We start from the raw sequence: 17,524 nt of genomic DNA, 5'->3' as shown, positions 1-17,524 counted from the left end.
CCACTGGCAACGAACGAGTTCCTACACACGCTCCCGCACAACGTCGGCGCTGACCGCGACGGCCTGCTCAAAGTCGGCGATCAGATCGTCGATGTGTTCGAGGCCTACCGAGATACGAATAAGGCCCGGTGTGATACCCAGCGCGGCTTTCTCGTCGGGTTTCAGCTTGGCGTGGGTCGTTGTGTTCGGGTTGGTCACGATGGTGCGCGAATCGCCAAGGTTCGATGAGAGCGTCGGAATTTCCAGCGCCTCCATAAACGCCTGCACCCGTTCAAAGCCGCCGTCGAGTTCGATGGTGACGATGGCTCCGCCCGCGTTCATCTGCGCTTTGGCTAGGTCGTACTGTGGGTGCGACGGCAGGAAGGGATATTTCACAAGCGCCACATCGGGGTGCTGATCGAGCGCCTGTGCCAGCGCCAGCGCGTTCGAACAGTGCCGTTCCATGCGCAGTTCGAGCGTTTCGAGGCTTTTCGACAAGGTCCATGCGTTGAACGGCGACAGCGACGGTCCGGTATGGCGGGCGAAAAAGCGAATCGGGGCGATCAATTCTTTCGGTCCGACCACGATGCCGCCCAATACACGGCCCTGCCCATCCATGTATTTTGTGGCTGAGTGCACCGACAGATCGGCGCCAAAGTCCAGTGGCGTTTGTAGAATGGGCGTGGCAAAGCAGTTGTCGACATTCAGGATGAAGCCGTATTTGGCTTTCAGCCGGCCGAGCATCGCTAGATCGACCAACTCCAGACCGGGGTTCGAGGGCGTTTCGAGATACACCATGCGGGCGGCCGGCTTTCCGGCACTGGGCTGTATGGCGGCTTCCCACTCTGCCTCCGTTGCCGTGGCATCCAGGTACGTATGCGTGATGCCCCACTTGGCCAGAATCTGCGTGATGATCTGGTGTGCCGAACCGAACAACGCCCGGCAGGCCACAATGTGGTCGCCCGATTTGAGCAGACCGGCCATCGACGCAAACACCGCCGCCATGCCCGTTGCGGTAGCAATGCCATCTTCGGCCCCTTCCAGCATGCACACTTTATCGACAAACTCCGTTACGTTGGGGTTCGAAAAGCGGCTGTAGATGTTGCCTTCGATGGTTTCTTCAAACAGCTCTTTCCCTTGTTCGGCGCTTTCAAACGTAAAACTCGATGTCAGAAATAGCGGCGTCGAGTGTTCGCGGTACTGCGTTTGCTGCGTCTGGGTACGTATGGCTTTGGTTTGCTTTTTCATAGGAAAATTGTCATTGGGCTTCGCCGCCATTGCTGGTCATTCATTGTTTTTACAACAAATGACCAGCAATGGCGGCGAAGCCCAATGACTAAAAGAACAATAAAATTTTACGCAAACTTACGAGGATGACCACGATGCCAACCAGTACCATCATGGTTTTTACAGGAAGGCGTTGTGCGAGGCGGGCGGCAATGGGCGCGGCGATGCTACCGCCCAGGATGAGGCCCAGAATGACCAGCCCGTAGTTGCCAAGCCCCACGTACAGGGCAAACACCACCGACGAGGCAAAGGAGATGAAAAATTCGGCCAGATTGACTGAGCCGATGGTATAACGCGGATGCCGCCCGCTGGCAATCAGCGTCGAATTGACGATAGGCCCCCAGCCACCGCCACCAATCGCGTCGAGAAAGCCGCCCGTCCAGGCTAGCAGACCAATCTGCTTCACCGGCTTCTTGACGATTCGTTTGACCAGGGCTTTACGGATAATCAGGATACCCAGAAAAGCCGTATAAACCGAAATGATTGGCTGTAAGACTTTGGCATACTGCTCAAAAGCCGTCAGCTCCGAGATAAGCCACGCACCCAGGGCAGCACCGATAACGCCCGGAATCAGTACGGCTTTGAAGAGCTTGCTGTTGATGTTGCCAAACTTAAGGTGCATATAGCCCGATACGCCCGACGTGAAAATTTCGGAGCTGTGCACGCTGGCCGTGGCGTGGAGCGGGCTAATGCCTACGCTCATCAGGAAAGTGGTGGCTGTAACCCCATACGCCATACCCAGTGCGCCATCGATCATCTGCGCCACGAACCCGGCCATCAGAAAATAGAAAAACTCGGGCTCAACCCGCACGGATGTCGCCAGCAGCGTGATCCGATCAAGGGTGAAATAGCTGAACAACAGATGCCCTACTACCATCAGCGACAAGGCTGCCGTGGCATAAATGGCGATTTCCGTGCGCGTTCGTTTACGCCACAATGGCGCTTCTGGCTGGGTACGTACCTGCGCCGCCGGGAAAGCAGTACGCAGGGCGGCTGCCTGCTGATCGGCCGCTGCACCCTGCACGGTTACGGTCAGTCCGTTCAGATTAAACGGCAGGGCGGGCTGAGGGTCAGGCGGGGAATCGGGCAGGAATGCCGAGTCTGTTTGCATAGTGTATTAACTATATAGACTTAATAGATTATTGCTTTTATGAAAAACGCCACAGCAATGTGGCGCGTCGTTTGTTGGGTGAAGTGCTGCAAATGTACAAGAAATGTAGCGAACTTTACGCACGTTGCTTTCGGCAAATAAGGAGCCGTGGTAAGTAAACTCCCGACTGGGTAGATTCTCGCACGCTTGGCAAAGAACAGGCGTACAGACCTGTTTGCGTTTGCTGTTGATACGTTGTTTTTACCGGTCGTTGCTATTGAAGCGATGGTGGGTTAGTGACGCAGCTTATACCGAAGCGCCAGATTGACAATCCGTCCTTCCTGTGGTGCCCAGAGCGGTGCCGTATTGGGGTTATTGCGTGGCCCCGTCACGACTGGTCCATACTGAATCTGTTGCACGTTAAAAAGGTTTTCGGCATTCAATACCAAGCTGACTTTTCCAAACATCCGCTCAATGGCGGCTGCCCAGAACCAGTAATTGGGCACTCGCTGGTTGTCATACAGGTACTGATTGCCCACCCAACTCGATTCAATACCCCACCGCCATTTATCGGGAAGGCTGTAGGCTAGCGTAAGCGAAAATTTGTCGCGTGGGCTGTAAGGCAAAAACGTGTTGGCGCCCACCGTTGTGATGTCACTGCCCTGCCTGACCGCTCCACCCCGGCGAACGGCAGTGTGGTTATAACCCAGATAAAATTCAAGCTCGTCGTATTCCATCCGCAGGTACGTGTCGGTCCCCAGGCTGGTAATGTCATATGCCGCATTCTGCAGGATTGTCTGTGCCGGGCTGCCAGTCGGCGTGATCGCTACTACCGGATTACTGATAATGGTATAATAAAACGCCTGATCGAGCTGGATGGTCAGGTGTTCGCCCACCGTGCCCTGATAAGCCACATCCATGTTCAGGCCCAGCGAGCGTTCGGGGCGTGTACCAACGCTGATGGGCAGTAAGTAGCGATAGCTGAGGCTGGTTCGGGCATCAGCTCCGGTAAGGTTGGCGAAGGTATTGGGCGTTTTATAACCTGTACCGATGCTGGTCCTTATGCTCCAGTGCTCACTGGGCTTCACCAGCACCGACAGGCGGGGAAGAACGAACGTCCCGAATACGTTGTGTTGATCGAGCCGCAGGCCCCCTTGCAGGGTAATTTTGGGCGTAAGTAAATAATCATCCTGCACAAACAGGCCAAGCGTCTGGTACGTATAATCGGTAATGCGGGTGCTGTCGTTGGGAGCCTTATGGAACTGCTCAACGGTCAGGTTGGCACCAGCCACCATCGTGTGCGGACCTTTTTCTACGTAATCGGCTATTTCTGCGTAGCCCGACAGCTGGTTGCCGGCAAACCGATAACCGTTATCGACCTGCGTCCGGTCGAAGAAACTAAGTGTTCCCCGGCCCGTCAGAGTATTTCCCGGGCTGATCGACTGGTTGAGGGTGGCATCTACAGTGTGTCGCATCGATTGGTTGTCAACCACATAGGTGCGGTTGGCGTCCGGCCGATAAATAGCTTCGACATCACCTCCGGTACGTTGTTCGCGGATGAACGTATACCCCACGTTTAGATTCGTACGGGCCGAAGGGGTGAGAAACAGACGTGGGTGCAACGTAAACTGTTTAATGAGTGGTGAGTCGGCATAACCATCGCCGTTGACATCCACGGCGGGCTGGTCGGTGTAGCCGCTGAAGAGCGTCAGCCCGGCTTTGGCCTTCCATTGCTGGGCATAGTAGGCATTCAGGTTGGTTTCGCGGAGCGTGGAACGGTTCAGGACAACGGTTACTTCGGGATCGGTGCTGGGTCGGCGCGAAACAAGATTGATGAGGCCGCCGATGGCCCCGCCCCCATAGAGGGTCGAGGCAGACCCTTTCACAATTTCGACTTGCTTAAGGTCAAGCGGCGGAATCTGCAACACGCCCAAGTTGCCCGAGAACCCCTCGAACAGCGGCAAGCCATCGCGAAGAATCTGGGTATATTTTGGGTCGAGGCCCTGCATACGTATTCCCTGGTTGCCGGTCGTCAATGAGGTTCGTTGCACATGGATGATGGAGATGTCGCCCAGAATACTGCCTACATTGCCCGGTACTACGGCTGCTTCCTCGTCCATGTCTTCCTGCCCTAGCACTTCTACCTTGATGGGCAGGTCTTCGATGCGCCGATTGGTGCGCGTAGCCGTTACGACGACCTCTTCCAGGGCAGCCTGTACCGGAGCTAGTCGAATCGCCAGTACCGAATCAGGCGCTGATAATGGGAGGGTTAATGCAAACGGCGTGTCTTTATAGCCGACCAAGGTAACCAGCAGGTTGGTGGTGCCCGGTGGCAGGTTGGTTAGTCGAGCAAGCCCGTTTGGGTCAGCGACTGTGCCAGTGGCAGGGGCGCTTTGTACACGAATGGCAGCACCTGCAAGCGGTTGGTGGGTCAGGCTGTCTTCTACCCGAAGCCGGATCGATTGCGCCAGCAGGGCCGGGTTAGCAACAAGCACCAGGCAACCGACCAGAAAGAGCAAACGTAATCGTAGCATAAGCAGCAACTTTCGGGTAAATGTAGTTGCCTTTTCGGATGCAAATCGGGAGCGCTTCTGTATGTTAACTGGCTTTTAATCGACCATTATGAAAGTAATTGGTGTGACGCCATAACTGATAGTCCACAAGAAAACGGTATTTGGGAGAGCCCGGAATTCCATTAGCGCAACGCTTCAGCCACCAGAATGCCCAGGTATGTACCGATGGCATTCCCCAGCGAGCCGACAAGCACCGCTGGCAGTTGCAGGTCGGGCCGATTTAAGCTTCGTGCCAGCGCCAGCGCCGAGGTGGCTCCGCCAATGTTGGCCTGTGAGGCAATGCCCAGTACATCCCAATCCTGACGGAACAACGCCCCAATACCAAATACGATCAGGGCGTGAATGAGCACCAGCGTGCAGATCATCCCGAAAAGGACAATAGCCAGTTGTCCGTCGCGCAACAGCGCCGCCAGATCGCAGTAGGCCCCAATCACGGCCAGAAACAGATAAACGCCCAACAGCCCGAGCAGTCGGCTACCCGGTAACCGGTTGACGGCCCGAAACTGGGCGAGCACCAGCGCGAGGGTGGTAAGGATCAGGACAAACGGAACCGACGGCCACACGGCAGATACGGCCTGGGAGGCCACGATTGCCCCTGTACCCAGGGCCAGCAGTAGTGCCAGATGACTGGGGGCAACGGTTTCGTCGTCGCGGGAAAACAGCCCATCGTTGCCGTGGGTATCTGCCTTTATGAGTCGACGCGGGCGCAGGCGTTGCAGTGCTTGCGGAATAGCCAGGGTGGCAACCATCCAGAGGGCTGTCAGGATGTTGTCGGCGGCGGTGGCGGCGATAAACAGATTCCCCGCTTTGGAGACGCCGTAGTGCAGCGCCACAGCGTGGAAGTTGATGCTGCCACCAATGTAGGTGCCCGTAAACATACCAGCCAGGGCGTAGTAGAGCGGCCCCACTGTTTGCGGCCCACGGAACAGCCACATACTCACCACCACACCCAAGACAGTACCCGCCGAGCCGACCAGGAATAGAGTCAGCATGGGCAAACCCGCCCGGCGCAGATCGCTGAGGTTGACACTGAGCAGCAGTACAAAGAGCGAAAACGGCGCTACGTAGCTGAAAATGCCCTCGTAAAGTGGCGTTTCGCCCGTTGGCACCAGTCCCAGGTTGGCTTCGATGGCCGTCAGGATGATAACCAGCAAGGCCGTGCCAAGGTGACGGAAAACCGGCTTGGTTGCCAGCCACTCGCAGACAACGACATTCAGCAGCAGAACGGAGAGGATGAGCAAGGGCGGGGCGGTTAACGGGTTTACTGCATCAGTTTCAGGTCGGGGATGGCCAGGCGAAACAACGTACCCATATGTTCTGCAACCAACAGCGGTTCGTCGCGCAGGCGGGCGACTTGCCGGGCTGAGCGTTTGGGCATTCGATTTTCTACCGTAAGGATGCCGCCGGTCTGTTCGCTCAGCCCTTTGATAAGCCGTTTCCCGAACGAGGTCGACGGCTTGTTCCAGAGGTCGATGTTGATGCCGGGGCCATTGTCGGCCACTTCCAGCAGCAATCCGTTTTGTTTCAGTAGGGAGATCGACAGACTCGGATCAGGTACGTTAGGGATGGCGTACTTAAAGCAGTTGGTTAGCAACTCGTTGATGATCAGGCTAAGCGGAACGGCCATGTCGATATCGAGGACTTCCACATCGCTGTTGATGTTGAGCTCGATCGAGCCGGGTTGGTACCCATACGCAAGCATGGTGCTGAGGGTGAGTTCTTCCACAAACTGCCCCATATCGATCGCCGTCAGCTCCTGCGATTGGTAAAGCCGCTGGTGAATCAGCGCGATGGCTTCGATGCGGCGTTGCCCTTCCTGAAAGGCCTTCATCGCCTGCTGATCTTCCAGCCGGTTGAGTTGCAAACTCAACAGTCCCGACACGATGGCCAGGTTATTTTTGACGCGGTGGTGCAGTTCGCGCATGACTGTTTGCAATTGCATCGACTGCTCTTCAATGCGGGCTTTGTCGGCCCGGAGCTCGGCGGTGCGGTCGGCTACCTGCTCTTCCAGCGTTTGGGCGTAGCGCGTCAATTCGGCATGGGCGTTGTGCAGCGACTGAGTCATCTGGTTAAAGTGCTGCGTCAGAATGCCCACTTCATCCTGCGTCGTCTGCACGACCTGAATGCTGAGATCACCCGCGTTGACGTGCTGCACCCCCGCCAGCAGCCGCAGCACCGGATCGGTGAGGGTTTTCTTGATCAGGTGGGGCAGCAGCACGATATTGATAGTGGCTGTACCGATGATCAGGAGCGTGATTTTGAGCAGGCTGGGCTGCTGAAGTAACCGCGGTGGCAGATCCAGAATGTCGACGGGCGGACAAAACACCAGCATGACCGTCAGCAGAATGGACGCGACCGTCACCTGGGCAAAGCCAAGCTGTTTGGTTTTCAGGTTAATCGGTACGGCGGCAAAGTTCAGATACACCACAATCTGAGCCAGGTTCCCCGACCAGAGTAGCGAGCAGTAAGTCCAGTAGCCGATGGTAGAGTAAAAGCCAAACGTCACGACCAACACGCACATGATCACGAAAATGATATTGACGAACGTCAGCCAGCGGATACCGTCGCTGTCGGGGTGTTGCTGACGGTGCAGGGTAATGATTTTGCGGATGCAGACGATGAGCGCCCAACTGTTGCAGATCGTGCCATAGAGAAATCCGGCGAAGTTGAGCAGGCTGATGTTGCTGTCGTTACTGAATTCGTTCCAGGCAATGAATCCGCAGAAAAGCACGCTCATCACCGTCATGGCGCGCAGCATAAGCCGCCGCTCTTTAGGGTAACTATCCTGGATAAACAGGTAGTTTACCTGCACGTAGGCCGTTTCGAGCAACGCCAAGGCGGGCAGGTCCCAGCCAGTCAGTAACAGCTTGTAAGCCAGGCTGCCTACGTAGTCGGGGTGTATGCTATAATGAAAAATTTCGCTGAACTGCCAGACCGTTTGGGCGAAGTAAAAGAGGGTTAGCCAATTCCGAATGGGGGTTCTGACACTCGACTTTAGCAGGAAAAGCCACACGCTGCCCGTAATGATAGTCAGGCAAAGCGACATGATCGAATTCGTGTGCAGTAAAAAGTACGGCATAGGCCCGGCGGCAGCTCAGTGGCGATAACGACTCGTTCAGGAAATTTCGATGAGCAAGATGCACAAATGGGACCAAAGTTTGCCCATTTGCCGACCACAATGTTGCCTTACCAGCGTATTTGACAACCAAATGGAAAAACGAACGTACCTGACGAAGGATAAGCCAGAAAATAAGCTGGTTGTCTTCTCTTCGTTGGCTGCCCGATGCTATGAAACAGGCGCTTCTTGGTCAGTGGGTACTAGTCGAAAGCTGGCTTCAGGACGAATGCGGGCGGGTGACCGTATCCCACCAGTAATTTTTTATCTTTTGAATCAGATCCTGCCAGCCTTGCAGCGTGGTGGGCTTGACCAGATACGACGAACAACCGGCCTGATACATTTCCTCAACGTCGCGTTCGTCGCTGGAATCGCTCAGCACTACCACCGGAATCAGTGAATAATCGGTATTGGCCTGTTTAATCTGTTGGAGGAGGTTCAGGCCGATTTCGCGCTGGGGCAGATACATATCCAGCAAAATCAGCGTTGGGAGGGCCTGAGTTTGCGTAATGCACACGTTCAGATAATCGATGCTCGCCTTTGCCTCCGACAGCCGTACCGTTTTCAGGTTGGGCAGCTGCTGTTCGAGAATTGGCTGAATAATGGCCCAGTGGTCTGGGTTATCGTCAATTAACAATAAGCGGCCGCTCTGGCTAGTTGAGTGTATCTGCATTTGCTATTGTAAAGGAGAGGTGGGCCTACAACTACCAAAATTAAGACACTATCCATTTGTTTTCAATTTGCCGGATTGGATTTGTCATTAAGTTTAAGTATACAGTATACAAATGATTTTTATTCTTATGTGACTATATTTAATTAATTGTAATTTATGTGTTTGCGTATTGGATCTAATGTAGATAAATGCGTGTCTGAAACGGGTTTCACTGTGATAATTGTTGCATAATCTGTCTGGAAAATTAATATCAATATATTTTCAGTCGGTTTGGCGTTGTAGCCTGTAGATAAATTTTGTCTTATAATAACATGAATAGTTTATACTTTAAGTTATTACAAGATAACACTCTCAACATCGTGATGAAAACTGCTCAACGTTTCCTGCTAATAACCATGGTGACGGCCGCATTGGCTGGCTGTAAGAAGACAACTGAGACGGAGCCTGGTATGTGCGTGCCGCCATCAACGCTAGTGGCACAGGCCTCCTGCCAAAGTGGATACTCGGGTGTGCAGTTGATTGCTTCCGACTACAACGATTCGGATGGGTCGATGCAGTTCATCTACTATATCTATCCGCAGAAGGATACCCTGTCGAGCGACATATCCAAAGCTAGTTATGCGAATGCATCGAATGAGCGGATCATCATTGACGAAGCTGTGCTGAACAATGCGCCTAAGTTTGCTGTGCGGGTAACTGTAAACTGCAATGGTCGCGATGTTGGGTCGCCACTTTTCGCCTTTGTGAAGCGCCCAACGGCCAGCCCCGGCTGTTATGTATGGGCGTTGCAGAAGCAACCTTGATCGTCAACAGGTACAGTTAGTTAGCGCCGATTGGTAGGCACAGGGGCGCACAGGTACGTCCATTTTTCAGCAGCAGTTTCTACCTGAAACCCGGTTAAAACTTCACCTCGGCGTTGCCCGTTCCTCAGGGGTTTGCCTAAATTTACCAAACAGACCGTCTGCACAAGCAGGCGCTCTTCGGTACATCTATGCAGTTTTCGCACCTTCATTGCCATACCCAATACTCGCTGCTCGACGGGCAGGCCGATATTAAGAAGCTCATTAAGAAGGCCAAAGCCGACAATATGCCCGCCGTGGCCATTACCGACCACGGCAATATGTTCGGCGTGTTTGAGTTTGTGGCCGAGTCGGCCAAGCAGGGTATCAAACCGATCGTCGGCTGTGAGTTTTACGTCGTTGATGACCACACGCGAAAACAGTTTACCAAAGAGCAGAAAGACATCCGTTACCATCAGCTGCTGCTGGCCAAAAACCCTGTTGGCTACAAAAATCTGGCGAAACTCTGCTCGCTGGGTTATATGGAAGGCCTCTATGGTAAATACCCGCGCATTACCAAAGCGCTGATCGATCAATATAAAGAGGGCCTGATCGCCACCACCTGCTGCATTGGCGCGATCGTGCCCAAGACAATCCTGAAAAAGGGCGAAGAAGCAGGCGAGGCCGAGTTCAAATGGTGGCTCGACCGCTTCGGGGAAGACTATTACGTGGAACTGCAACGCCACGAAATTCCCGATCAGATCAAGGCCAACGAGGTGCTGGTGAAGCTTGCCCGGAAATACAACGTCAAGATTATCGCTTCTAACGACTCGCACTACGTCGACCGCGATGATTGGGTAGCGCACGATATTCTGTTGTGTGTCAACACGGGCGAAAAGCAAAGTACGCCGTCGATGAAGGAGTTCAACGACGAGGAGGCGATGCCCAAGAACACGCGCTTTGCGTTCTTCTCCGATCAGTTCTATTTCAAGAACACGCAGGAGATGACCACGCTCTTCCACGACCTGCCCGAAGCCATCGACAATACCAACGAGATTGTCGACAAGGTGGAGACGCTGAAACTGAAGCGCGATATTCTGCTGCCCAACTTCCCGATTCCGCAGGAGTTTCAGCAGCATACCGACGACGTACTCAACCAGTGGGAGTACCTCAAGCACCTGACCTACGAAGGGGCGAAGAAACGGTACGTCGACATCTCGCCCGAAGTGCAGGAGCGGCTCGATTTCGAGTTGTTCACCATCCGGACGATGGGCTTTGCGGGCTACTTCCTCATCGTAGCCGACTTCATCAAGGCCGGGCGCGACCTGGGCGTGATGGTCGGGCCGGGGCGGGGCTCGGCGGCGGGCTCGGCGGTGGCCTACTGCATCGGCATCACCAACATCGACCCCATCAAGTACAACCTGCTGTTTGAACGGTTTCTGAACCCCGACCGGAAATCGATGCCCGATATCGATACCGACTTCGACGACGAAGGCCGGCAGAAGGTAATCGACTACGTAGTCGACAAATACGGCAAGCAGCAGGTGGCGGCCATTGTTACCTACGGTACGATGGCGGCGAAATCGGCGATCAAAGACGTGTCGCGGGTGATGGATCTGCCCCTCAACGACGCCAACGCCCTTGCCAAACTGGTGCCCGACAAGCCGACTTACAACATGACTCTGAAGCGGATTTTTGAAGATCCGATCGATGGGCCGGGAGGGCTGAGCAACCTCATTACGCCTGATGAAGTCGAGAACGTCCGGCGCATGCGGGCGCTCGAATCGGGCGATCAGAACGTGGGGCGCATTATGAAGCTGATCGACACCGAGAAGGTGCAGAACGTGCTCCAACAGGCGCGGCGGCTTGAAGGTACCGTGCGCAACACGGGCGTTCACGCGGCGGGGATCATCATTGCCCCCGACGATCTGAGCAACATCGTACCGGTATCGACGTCGAAAGATACCAACCTGATCATCACCCAATATGAAGGGAAGGTGATCGAAGATGCGGGCGTTATCAAGATGGACTTTCTGGGGTTGCGCAACCTCACCATCATCAAGGAATGCCTGCGCCTCATCAAACAGAACTACGGTCTGGAGATCGATATCGACAGTATTCCGCTCGACGATCCGAAGCCCTACGAGCTATTCCAGCGGGGGGAGACAAACGCCATTTTCCAGTTTGAATCCGACGGGATGAAGAAGTACATGAAGGACCTGAAGCCCGACCGGTTTGAGGACCTCATTGCGATGAACGCCCTCTACCGCCCTGGCCCCATTCAGTACATCCCGAACTTCATCAACCGGAAACACGGTCGCGAGGAGGTGAAGTACGACATGCCCGAGATGGAGGAGTATCTGGCCGACACCTATGGTATTACGGTGTATCAGGAACAGCTGATGCTGCTGTCGCAGAAGCTGGGCAACTTCACTAAGGGCGATGCCGACGTGCTGCGTAAGGCGATGGGTAAGAAAGACCGCGCCACGCTCGACAAGATGAAGGGCAAGTTTATGGAAGGCTGCGCCGCCAACAAACTGCCCGTCAAAACCTGCGAAAAAGTCTGGACCGACTGGGAAGCCTTCGCCTCCTACGCCTTTAACAAATCGCACTCGACCTGCTACGCTTTCGTAGCCTACCAGACGGCCTGGCTCAAGGCGCATTACCGCTCGGAGTACATGGCGGCGGTCTTGACGTCCTGCCTCGGGAACATCGAGAAAATTACCTTCTTCCTGGAAGAGTGTAAGAACATCAACATTCCGGTGCTGGGCCCCGATGTGAATGAATCGGAGCGGGTGTTCGGCGTGAATAAAAAAGGCGAAATCCGGTTTGGGCTAGGTGGTATCAAGGGCTCCGGCGATGCAGCCGTTGAAAACATCATCGCCGAACGTACCCAGAACGGCCCTTACCAGGATATCTTCGATTTCATCACGCGGGTAAACCTTCGGACGGTCAACAAGAAAACGATCGAATCACTGGCCTATGCCGGTGCGTTCGATGCGCTCGATCCCGATATACACCGGGCGCAATATTTTGAAACGGCCCCCGGCGATACGAGCACGTTCATCGAGAAGATTATTCGGTACGCCAACACCCACCACGCCGAGAAATCGGCTTCGCAGCAGTCGCTGTTTGGGGGAGGGGCTGGTAACGACGTAGCCATGCCGCGACCCAAACCGCCGGTGGTAACGCCATGGAATCAGATCGAGAAGCTGAAGTTTGAGAAGGACGTCGTTGGGTTCTATATCACCGGCCACCCGCTCGATGAATTCACCGTCGAGCTGGAAGGGTTCTGCAACTGCACCCTCGACCGTGTCTACGAAACCAACGCGCCCGAACTTCGTATCGGCGGGATCGTATCGAGCGTGCAAACGCGCATCGCCAAAAACGGGAATCCGTTCATGATCTTCAAACTCGAAGATTATCAGGGGTCGATGGAAATGACGCTCTTCGGCGAAGATTACGCCCGCATGGCGCAGTACGTGGAGCCGGGACTATTTCTGCACGTAACGGGCAAGACCCAAAACCGCTGGAACTCCGATCAACTGGAGTTTAAGCCCACCAACATCAGGTACCTAAGCGACATTCGCGAGAAGATGTGCAAGGAGCTGGCCATTACTATCAACCTGGCTTTCCTCAGTGAAGAGTTGATTGGTACGATCAACGAGCTGGTAAAGGCTCACCCAGGTACGTGTACGTTGTCGATGAAAGTGAAAGACCCCGATGAACCCGTGGAAGTAAACTTATTGTCGCGCCAATTCCGCGTTTTCCCCGACAACCGATTACTGAATGCCCTCCGCTCTATGGATGGCGTACATTGCAAAGTGGCGTAGCAGACCAACGTACCTACCCCGTAAATGCCCGGCTCAGGCCGGGCATTTGTCGTTTATAAGGGTTGTGAGAACCATTTAATAATAAAAAATAACCAATATGCCTACGAAATAATATTTGGCAATTCGAAAATATATCAAAATTTTTTGAAAGGACACTTTTTAAGGTCGATTATAGGATAATACTGTGATTTTCTTGCTAATATTAGAAGAATATTGGATTTTTTAGGTGTTTTTACAAAAAAATTAAACCAGAAATATTGCAACAGTCATTTTGTTCAATAAAATTTGTGCCAAATAAAACCACATTCTATTATACACCTGACAGAATAAAACACATGAAAAAAGCACTTTTACTTGCTTCTTTATCGAGTGTGGCTGTTATAGCCCAAGCCAACGACTCAACTCGGGTTGAGCAACCAAAAGCAGCGGCAGTAGTTGCTACGGCACAACCTGCGGCAACGGCCCCCAAGGCCGAAGGTGACGACGGGAAATTTACGTTCTCAGGTTACCTGGACACTTATTATTTCGGCAACTTCAACAACCCCGCTAGCCAGTCGAACCTGGGGCTGGGCCGTGCTGCCGACGGGAGCGTTATCAACGGCAACGCCCGGGCCTTCGATCAGAAATCAGGGCAGTTTGGTATCGGTCTGATTCAGGCTAAAGCCACGTATACATCCAGCAAAGTCGACGCGGTGATGGATATGGCGTTTGGTCCGTTCGCCGATTTGGGTAACTACGGTAACAACGTGGGTTTCCTGGGCGCAGGCTCAACGTCGCTGGCGATCAAGCAGGCGTACATCTCGCTGAAGGCCACGTCGAAACTGACGTTCACGGCCGGGCAGTTCGGCACGCACATTGGCTACGAGGTGATCGACGCCCCCGCCAACTACAACTACTCGCTCTCGAACCTGTTCAACAACGGACCTTTCTACCACATTGGTGTCAAAGCGCAGTATGCGTTCAGCGACCGGGTGGCCCTGATGGTGGGTCTGGTGAACAACGTGGATAACCTGTTCGACAACAACAAGAAAAAAGGGCTGATTGGCCAGTTGTTTGTCTCGCCGGTATCAGGCTGGAACGTCTACCTCAACGCGATTGCGTCGAACGAAGCCACGGCTGATCTGCCTGACGGTACTAAAGCCGATGACGCTATCTACTCGCTGTTCGATCTGACGACGACCTATCAGATTACACCCAAATTCTTCTTGGGCCTCAACGCGGCGGCTGGTTCGCAGAAAGGTGATTATCAGGGGTATGGCGGCCCTACGACGGCAAAAAGCTGGGGCGGTGCAGCCGTGTACTCAAACTACGCCTTCACCGACAAATTTGGCCTGGGTGTGCGTTACGAGATGTTTGACAACAAAAGCGGCGTTCGCGGCCTGACCGACGCAGCTGGCAACGGCGCGAGTGTAAACTCGATCACGGTAACGGGGAACATCACGGCTGCTGACGGCCACGTGCTGCTGAAGCCCGAGTTCCGCCTCGATAGCTATTCGGCCAACAAGTTCCAGAAAAGCGATGGGTCACTGACGCCCTCGCAGGCTACCCTCGGTATGGCCGCCATCTTCAAATTCTAATCACTCTTTAGTACAACAAAAACCAGTTAACTACCATGCAAAAACCTGCAATAATTCCGCTGCTTATTCTGCTGGCTATCAGCGTGATGGGGGTGTTCGTGCCTAGCGTGCCTACCACCATCGTGACGGAAGGCATCAACTCTGGCGATACGGCCTGGATGCTCATGGCGACGGCCCTTGTGCTGCTGATGACCCCCGGCCTGGCGTATTTCTATGGCGGGATGGTCAACAACAAAAACGTGATCTCGACCATGCTGCAAAGCTTCGTAGCGATGGGCGTGATCAGCATCATCTGGGTGGTTTGTGGCTTTAGCCTTGCCTTCGGTGATAGCATCGGTGGGTTTGTTGGCAACCCCAGTACGTTCTTCATGTTCAAAGGGGTGCTCGATGGCAAGCCCTGGTCGCTGGCGGCTACGATCCCCCTCGCGGTTTTCGCTTTCTTCCAGTTGAAGTTTGCCGTGATCACGCCTGCCCTCATCACGGGGTCTATGGCCGAGCGGATCAACTTCCGGTCGTATGTACTCTTCATGATCCTGTTCAGCCTGTTCGTTTACGCGCCGCTGGCTCACTGGACTTGGCATCCTGAAGGTTTCCTGTTCAAACTCGGTGTGCTTGACTTTGCTGGTGGTACGGTTGTACACATGTCGGCTGGTTGGGCTGCGCTGGCTGGTGCTATCTACCTGAAGCGTCGGAAAAACCACATGGAAGCTAACTTCCTGCCACCCGCCAACATTCCTTACGTGCTGCTTGGCACGGGTCTGCTGTGGTTTGGCTGGTTTGGCTTCAACGCCGGTTCGGCAGTAGGCGCGTCGCCGCTGGCGGCTACGGCCTTCGCCACGACCAACACGGCCGCTGCGGCTGCGGGTCTGGGCTGGGTGCTGTTCGATGCCGCTAAAGGCAAGAAAGTATCGGCGCTGGGCTTCTCGATTGGTGCAGTTGTTGGCCTCGTTGCCATCACGCCGGCGGCCGGTTTCGTCACGGTTCCGCAAGCCATTTTCGTAGGTACGATCGCCTCGATGGTATCGAACTACATTGCACACCTCCGCTCAAAATCAACGCTTGACGATACCCTAGACGTATTCCCCTGCCACGGTGTAGGCGGTATGGTTGGTATGATCATGACGGGCATCTTCGCCAGCAAAGGCGTGAACGCAGCCGTGGTCGACGAAGGGTTGGCCTATGGTGCTACGAAACTGTTCATGAACCACATGATCGCGCTGGTGGTGGTGTCGGCATTCGCCTTCGGCATGTCGTTCCTGCTGCTGAAAGTAACCGACCTGATTCTGCCCCTGCGTGTGTCGGAGGCCGATGAGAAAGAAGGTCTCGACGTTAGCCAGCACGATGAGTTCCTGATCGACGCGTAAGCGGTTTGTCGACGACTGTTTTCTCGTTGCGGATGTGTGTTCACAGCGCAACGCCAAACTTCAGAACAAACTAAAAAATAACAGCAGACCCACAGGCTTAGGTGTTGAGCGCGTAGCCCTGGTTATCGCCCATCGGACTGTGGTTTTGTTGTACTCGTGGAAGGTATCTGCCCTTGGTGGATACCTTCTTTGTTTAACGTTTGACGTTTAAGGTTTGATGTTGGCTGACACCCGAATGATGCGTCAGCCAACATCGAACCTTAAACGCCAAACGTTAAACATTTTTCACGCCGCTGCCCGGCGGAGGCGGTCGTTGATGGCGCGGCCCAGGCCCTCGTTAGGAACGGGCTGAATGTAAATGTGCTCAACGGGCATCGCGTCGAGCTGCCGGAGGTAGCTGAACAGATTCTTGGCGGCTTCGTTCAGGTCGCCGGTGGGGGAGAGGCGTAACTGCTGCTCCGTAGGGATATCGGGCAAATACGTCTGAAAGACCAGCGCACCAGCCGTTGGGCTGGCAACGTACCCAGCCGCGTCGCTGAGTAGCGATGTAGGCTTTCGGGGCGCGTAATGGCTGCTGAGCATACCGGGTGCTGCCGGGTTGGAGGCCGAGTGACTTTGTACCCGAAACGCCTGACCAGTAACAGCTTCCAGCGCTTCGAGCGCCAGGCCACCCAGCCGATAGACGGTTGGTTCGCCCTCGGCATCGAAACCGATAATGGTCGATTCGAGCCCAACGCCACAGGGACCACCATCCAGAATATAAGGAACCTGATCGCCCAGTTGCTGCTCGACGTGCCGGGCCGTGGTTGGGCTGATGTAGCCAAACGGATTGGCACTAGGCGCCGCCAATGGGAAATCAAGCTGCCGTAACAGGCTCAGCGTCAGTGCGTGGTTGGGGATACGGACGGCCACGCGGGGTAGACCCGAGGTGGTGAGGTCAGGTACGTTCGGCTGCTTGGGTAACAGCAGCGTCAGCGGTCCCGGCCAGAAGGCCTGCGCCAGCGTTTCGGCCAGTGGCGGTAGTCCCGTCACCAGCGTGCGCACTTTGTCGAGCGAATCGGTATGGACGATAAGCGGGTCGAAGGCCGGCCGGTTTTTAACCCGAAAAATCGTAAGGACGGCATCGGGGTTCAGCGCATTCCCGGCCAGTCCGTAGACCGTCTCGGTCGGAATACCCACTACGTTACCCGCTTCGAGGTAGCGTTTAGCCGTTTGAAGGTCGATGCCAATCATAGGAACGGTGAGGCCGAAGCC

General features: G+C 54.6%; 11 protein-coding genes. 4 read left to right on the top strand and 7 right to left on the bottom strand.

Annotated elements, in window-relative coordinates:
• Nucleotides 1-21: 21 nt before the first annotated feature.
• The 6 genes from ACAW74_RS19420 to ACAW74_RS19395 all read right to left on the bottom strand — a co-directional run bounded on the left by ACAW74_RS19420 (nt 22) and on the right by ACAW74_RS19395 (nt 8,717).
• Nucleotides 22-1,227, bottom strand: coding sequence for a trans-sulfuration enzyme family protein (locus tag ACAW74_RS19420; RefSeq protein ID WP_370699883.1), 1,206 nt, complete (start codon nt 1,225-1,227; stop codon nt 22-24).
• Nucleotides 1,228-1,315: 88 nt separating this feature from the next.
• Complete coding sequence (locus ACAW74_RS19415) at nt 1,316-2,377, bottom strand: sulfite exporter TauE/SafE family protein (protein ID WP_370699882.1); 1,062 nt, start codon at nt 2,375-2,377, stop codon at nt 1,316-1,318.
• A 272-nt stretch (nt 2,378-2,649) separates the two neighbouring features.
• A complete protein-coding gene (locus tag ACAW74_RS19410) occupies nt 2,650-4,890 on the bottom strand; it encodes a TonB-dependent receptor (RefSeq protein ID WP_370699881.1) in 2,241 nt (746 codons plus the stop codon).
• 161 nt (nt 4,891-5,051) lie between these two features.
• A complete protein-coding gene (locus ACAW74_RS19405) occupies nt 5,052-6,170 on the bottom strand; it encodes a DUF819 family protein (RefSeq protein ID WP_370699880.1) in 1,119 nt (372 codons plus the stop codon).
• 20 nt (nt 6,171-6,190) lie between these two features.
• The gene (locus tag ACAW74_RS19400) at nt 6,191-8,008 is read right to left on the bottom strand and encodes a sensor histidine kinase (protein ID WP_370699879.1); all 1,818 of its coding nucleotides are present in this window, start codon (nt 8,006-8,008) and stop codon (nt 6,191-6,193) included.
• 256 nt (nt 8,009-8,264) lie between these two features.
• A complete protein-coding gene (locus ACAW74_RS19395) occupies nt 8,265-8,717 on the bottom strand; it encodes a response regulator (protein ID WP_370699878.1) in 453 nt (150 codons plus the stop codon).
• A gap of 362 nt (nt 8,718-9,079) precedes the next feature.
• Between ACAW74_RS19395 and ACAW74_RS19390 the strand changes: the two genes are divergently transcribed.
• From ACAW74_RS19390 to ACAW74_RS19375, 4 genes are all read left to right on the top strand, one after another.
• On the top strand, nt 9,080-9,520 hold the full coding sequence (locus ACAW74_RS19390) for a hypothetical protein (RefSeq protein WP_370699877.1): 441 nt from the start codon (nt 9,080-9,082) through the stop codon (nt 9,518-9,520).
• A 188-nt stretch (nt 9,521-9,708) separates the two neighbouring features.
• Entirely contained in the window at nt 9,709-13,329 is a 3,621-nt protein-coding gene (dnaE, locus tag ACAW74_RS19385; RefSeq protein ID WP_370699876.1) for a DNA polymerase III subunit alpha, read from the top strand.
• A gap of 335 nt (nt 13,330-13,664) precedes the next feature.
• Entirely contained in the window at nt 13,665-14,906 is a 1,242-nt protein-coding gene (locus ACAW74_RS19380) for a porin (RefSeq protein WP_370699875.1), read from the top strand.
• A gap of 35 nt (nt 14,907-14,941) precedes the next feature.
• Complete coding sequence (locus ACAW74_RS19375; RefSeq protein ID WP_370699874.1) at nt 14,942-16,270, top strand: ammonium transporter; 1,329 nt, start codon at nt 14,942-14,944, stop codon at nt 16,268-16,270.
• 285 nt (nt 16,271-16,555) lie between these two features.
• Here the strand turns inward: ACAW74_RS19375 and ACAW74_RS19370 are convergent, their stop codons facing one another.
• The gene (locus ACAW74_RS19370) at nt 16,556-17,503 is read right to left on the bottom strand and encodes an L-threonylcarbamoyladenylate synthase (protein WP_370699873.1); all 948 of its coding nucleotides are present in this window, start codon (nt 17,501-17,503) and stop codon (nt 16,556-16,558) included.
• Nucleotides 17,504-17,524: the final 21 nt, after the last annotated feature.

It is taken from the genome of Fibrella musci (assembly GCF_041321105.1).
Taxonomy (GTDB): Bacteria; Bacteroidota; Bacteroidia; order Cytophagales; family Spirosomataceae; genus Fibrella; species Fibrella musci.
Note: the sequence above shows the minus strand (reverse complement) of the source record. Positions and strands in the feature narration are given on the sequence as shown.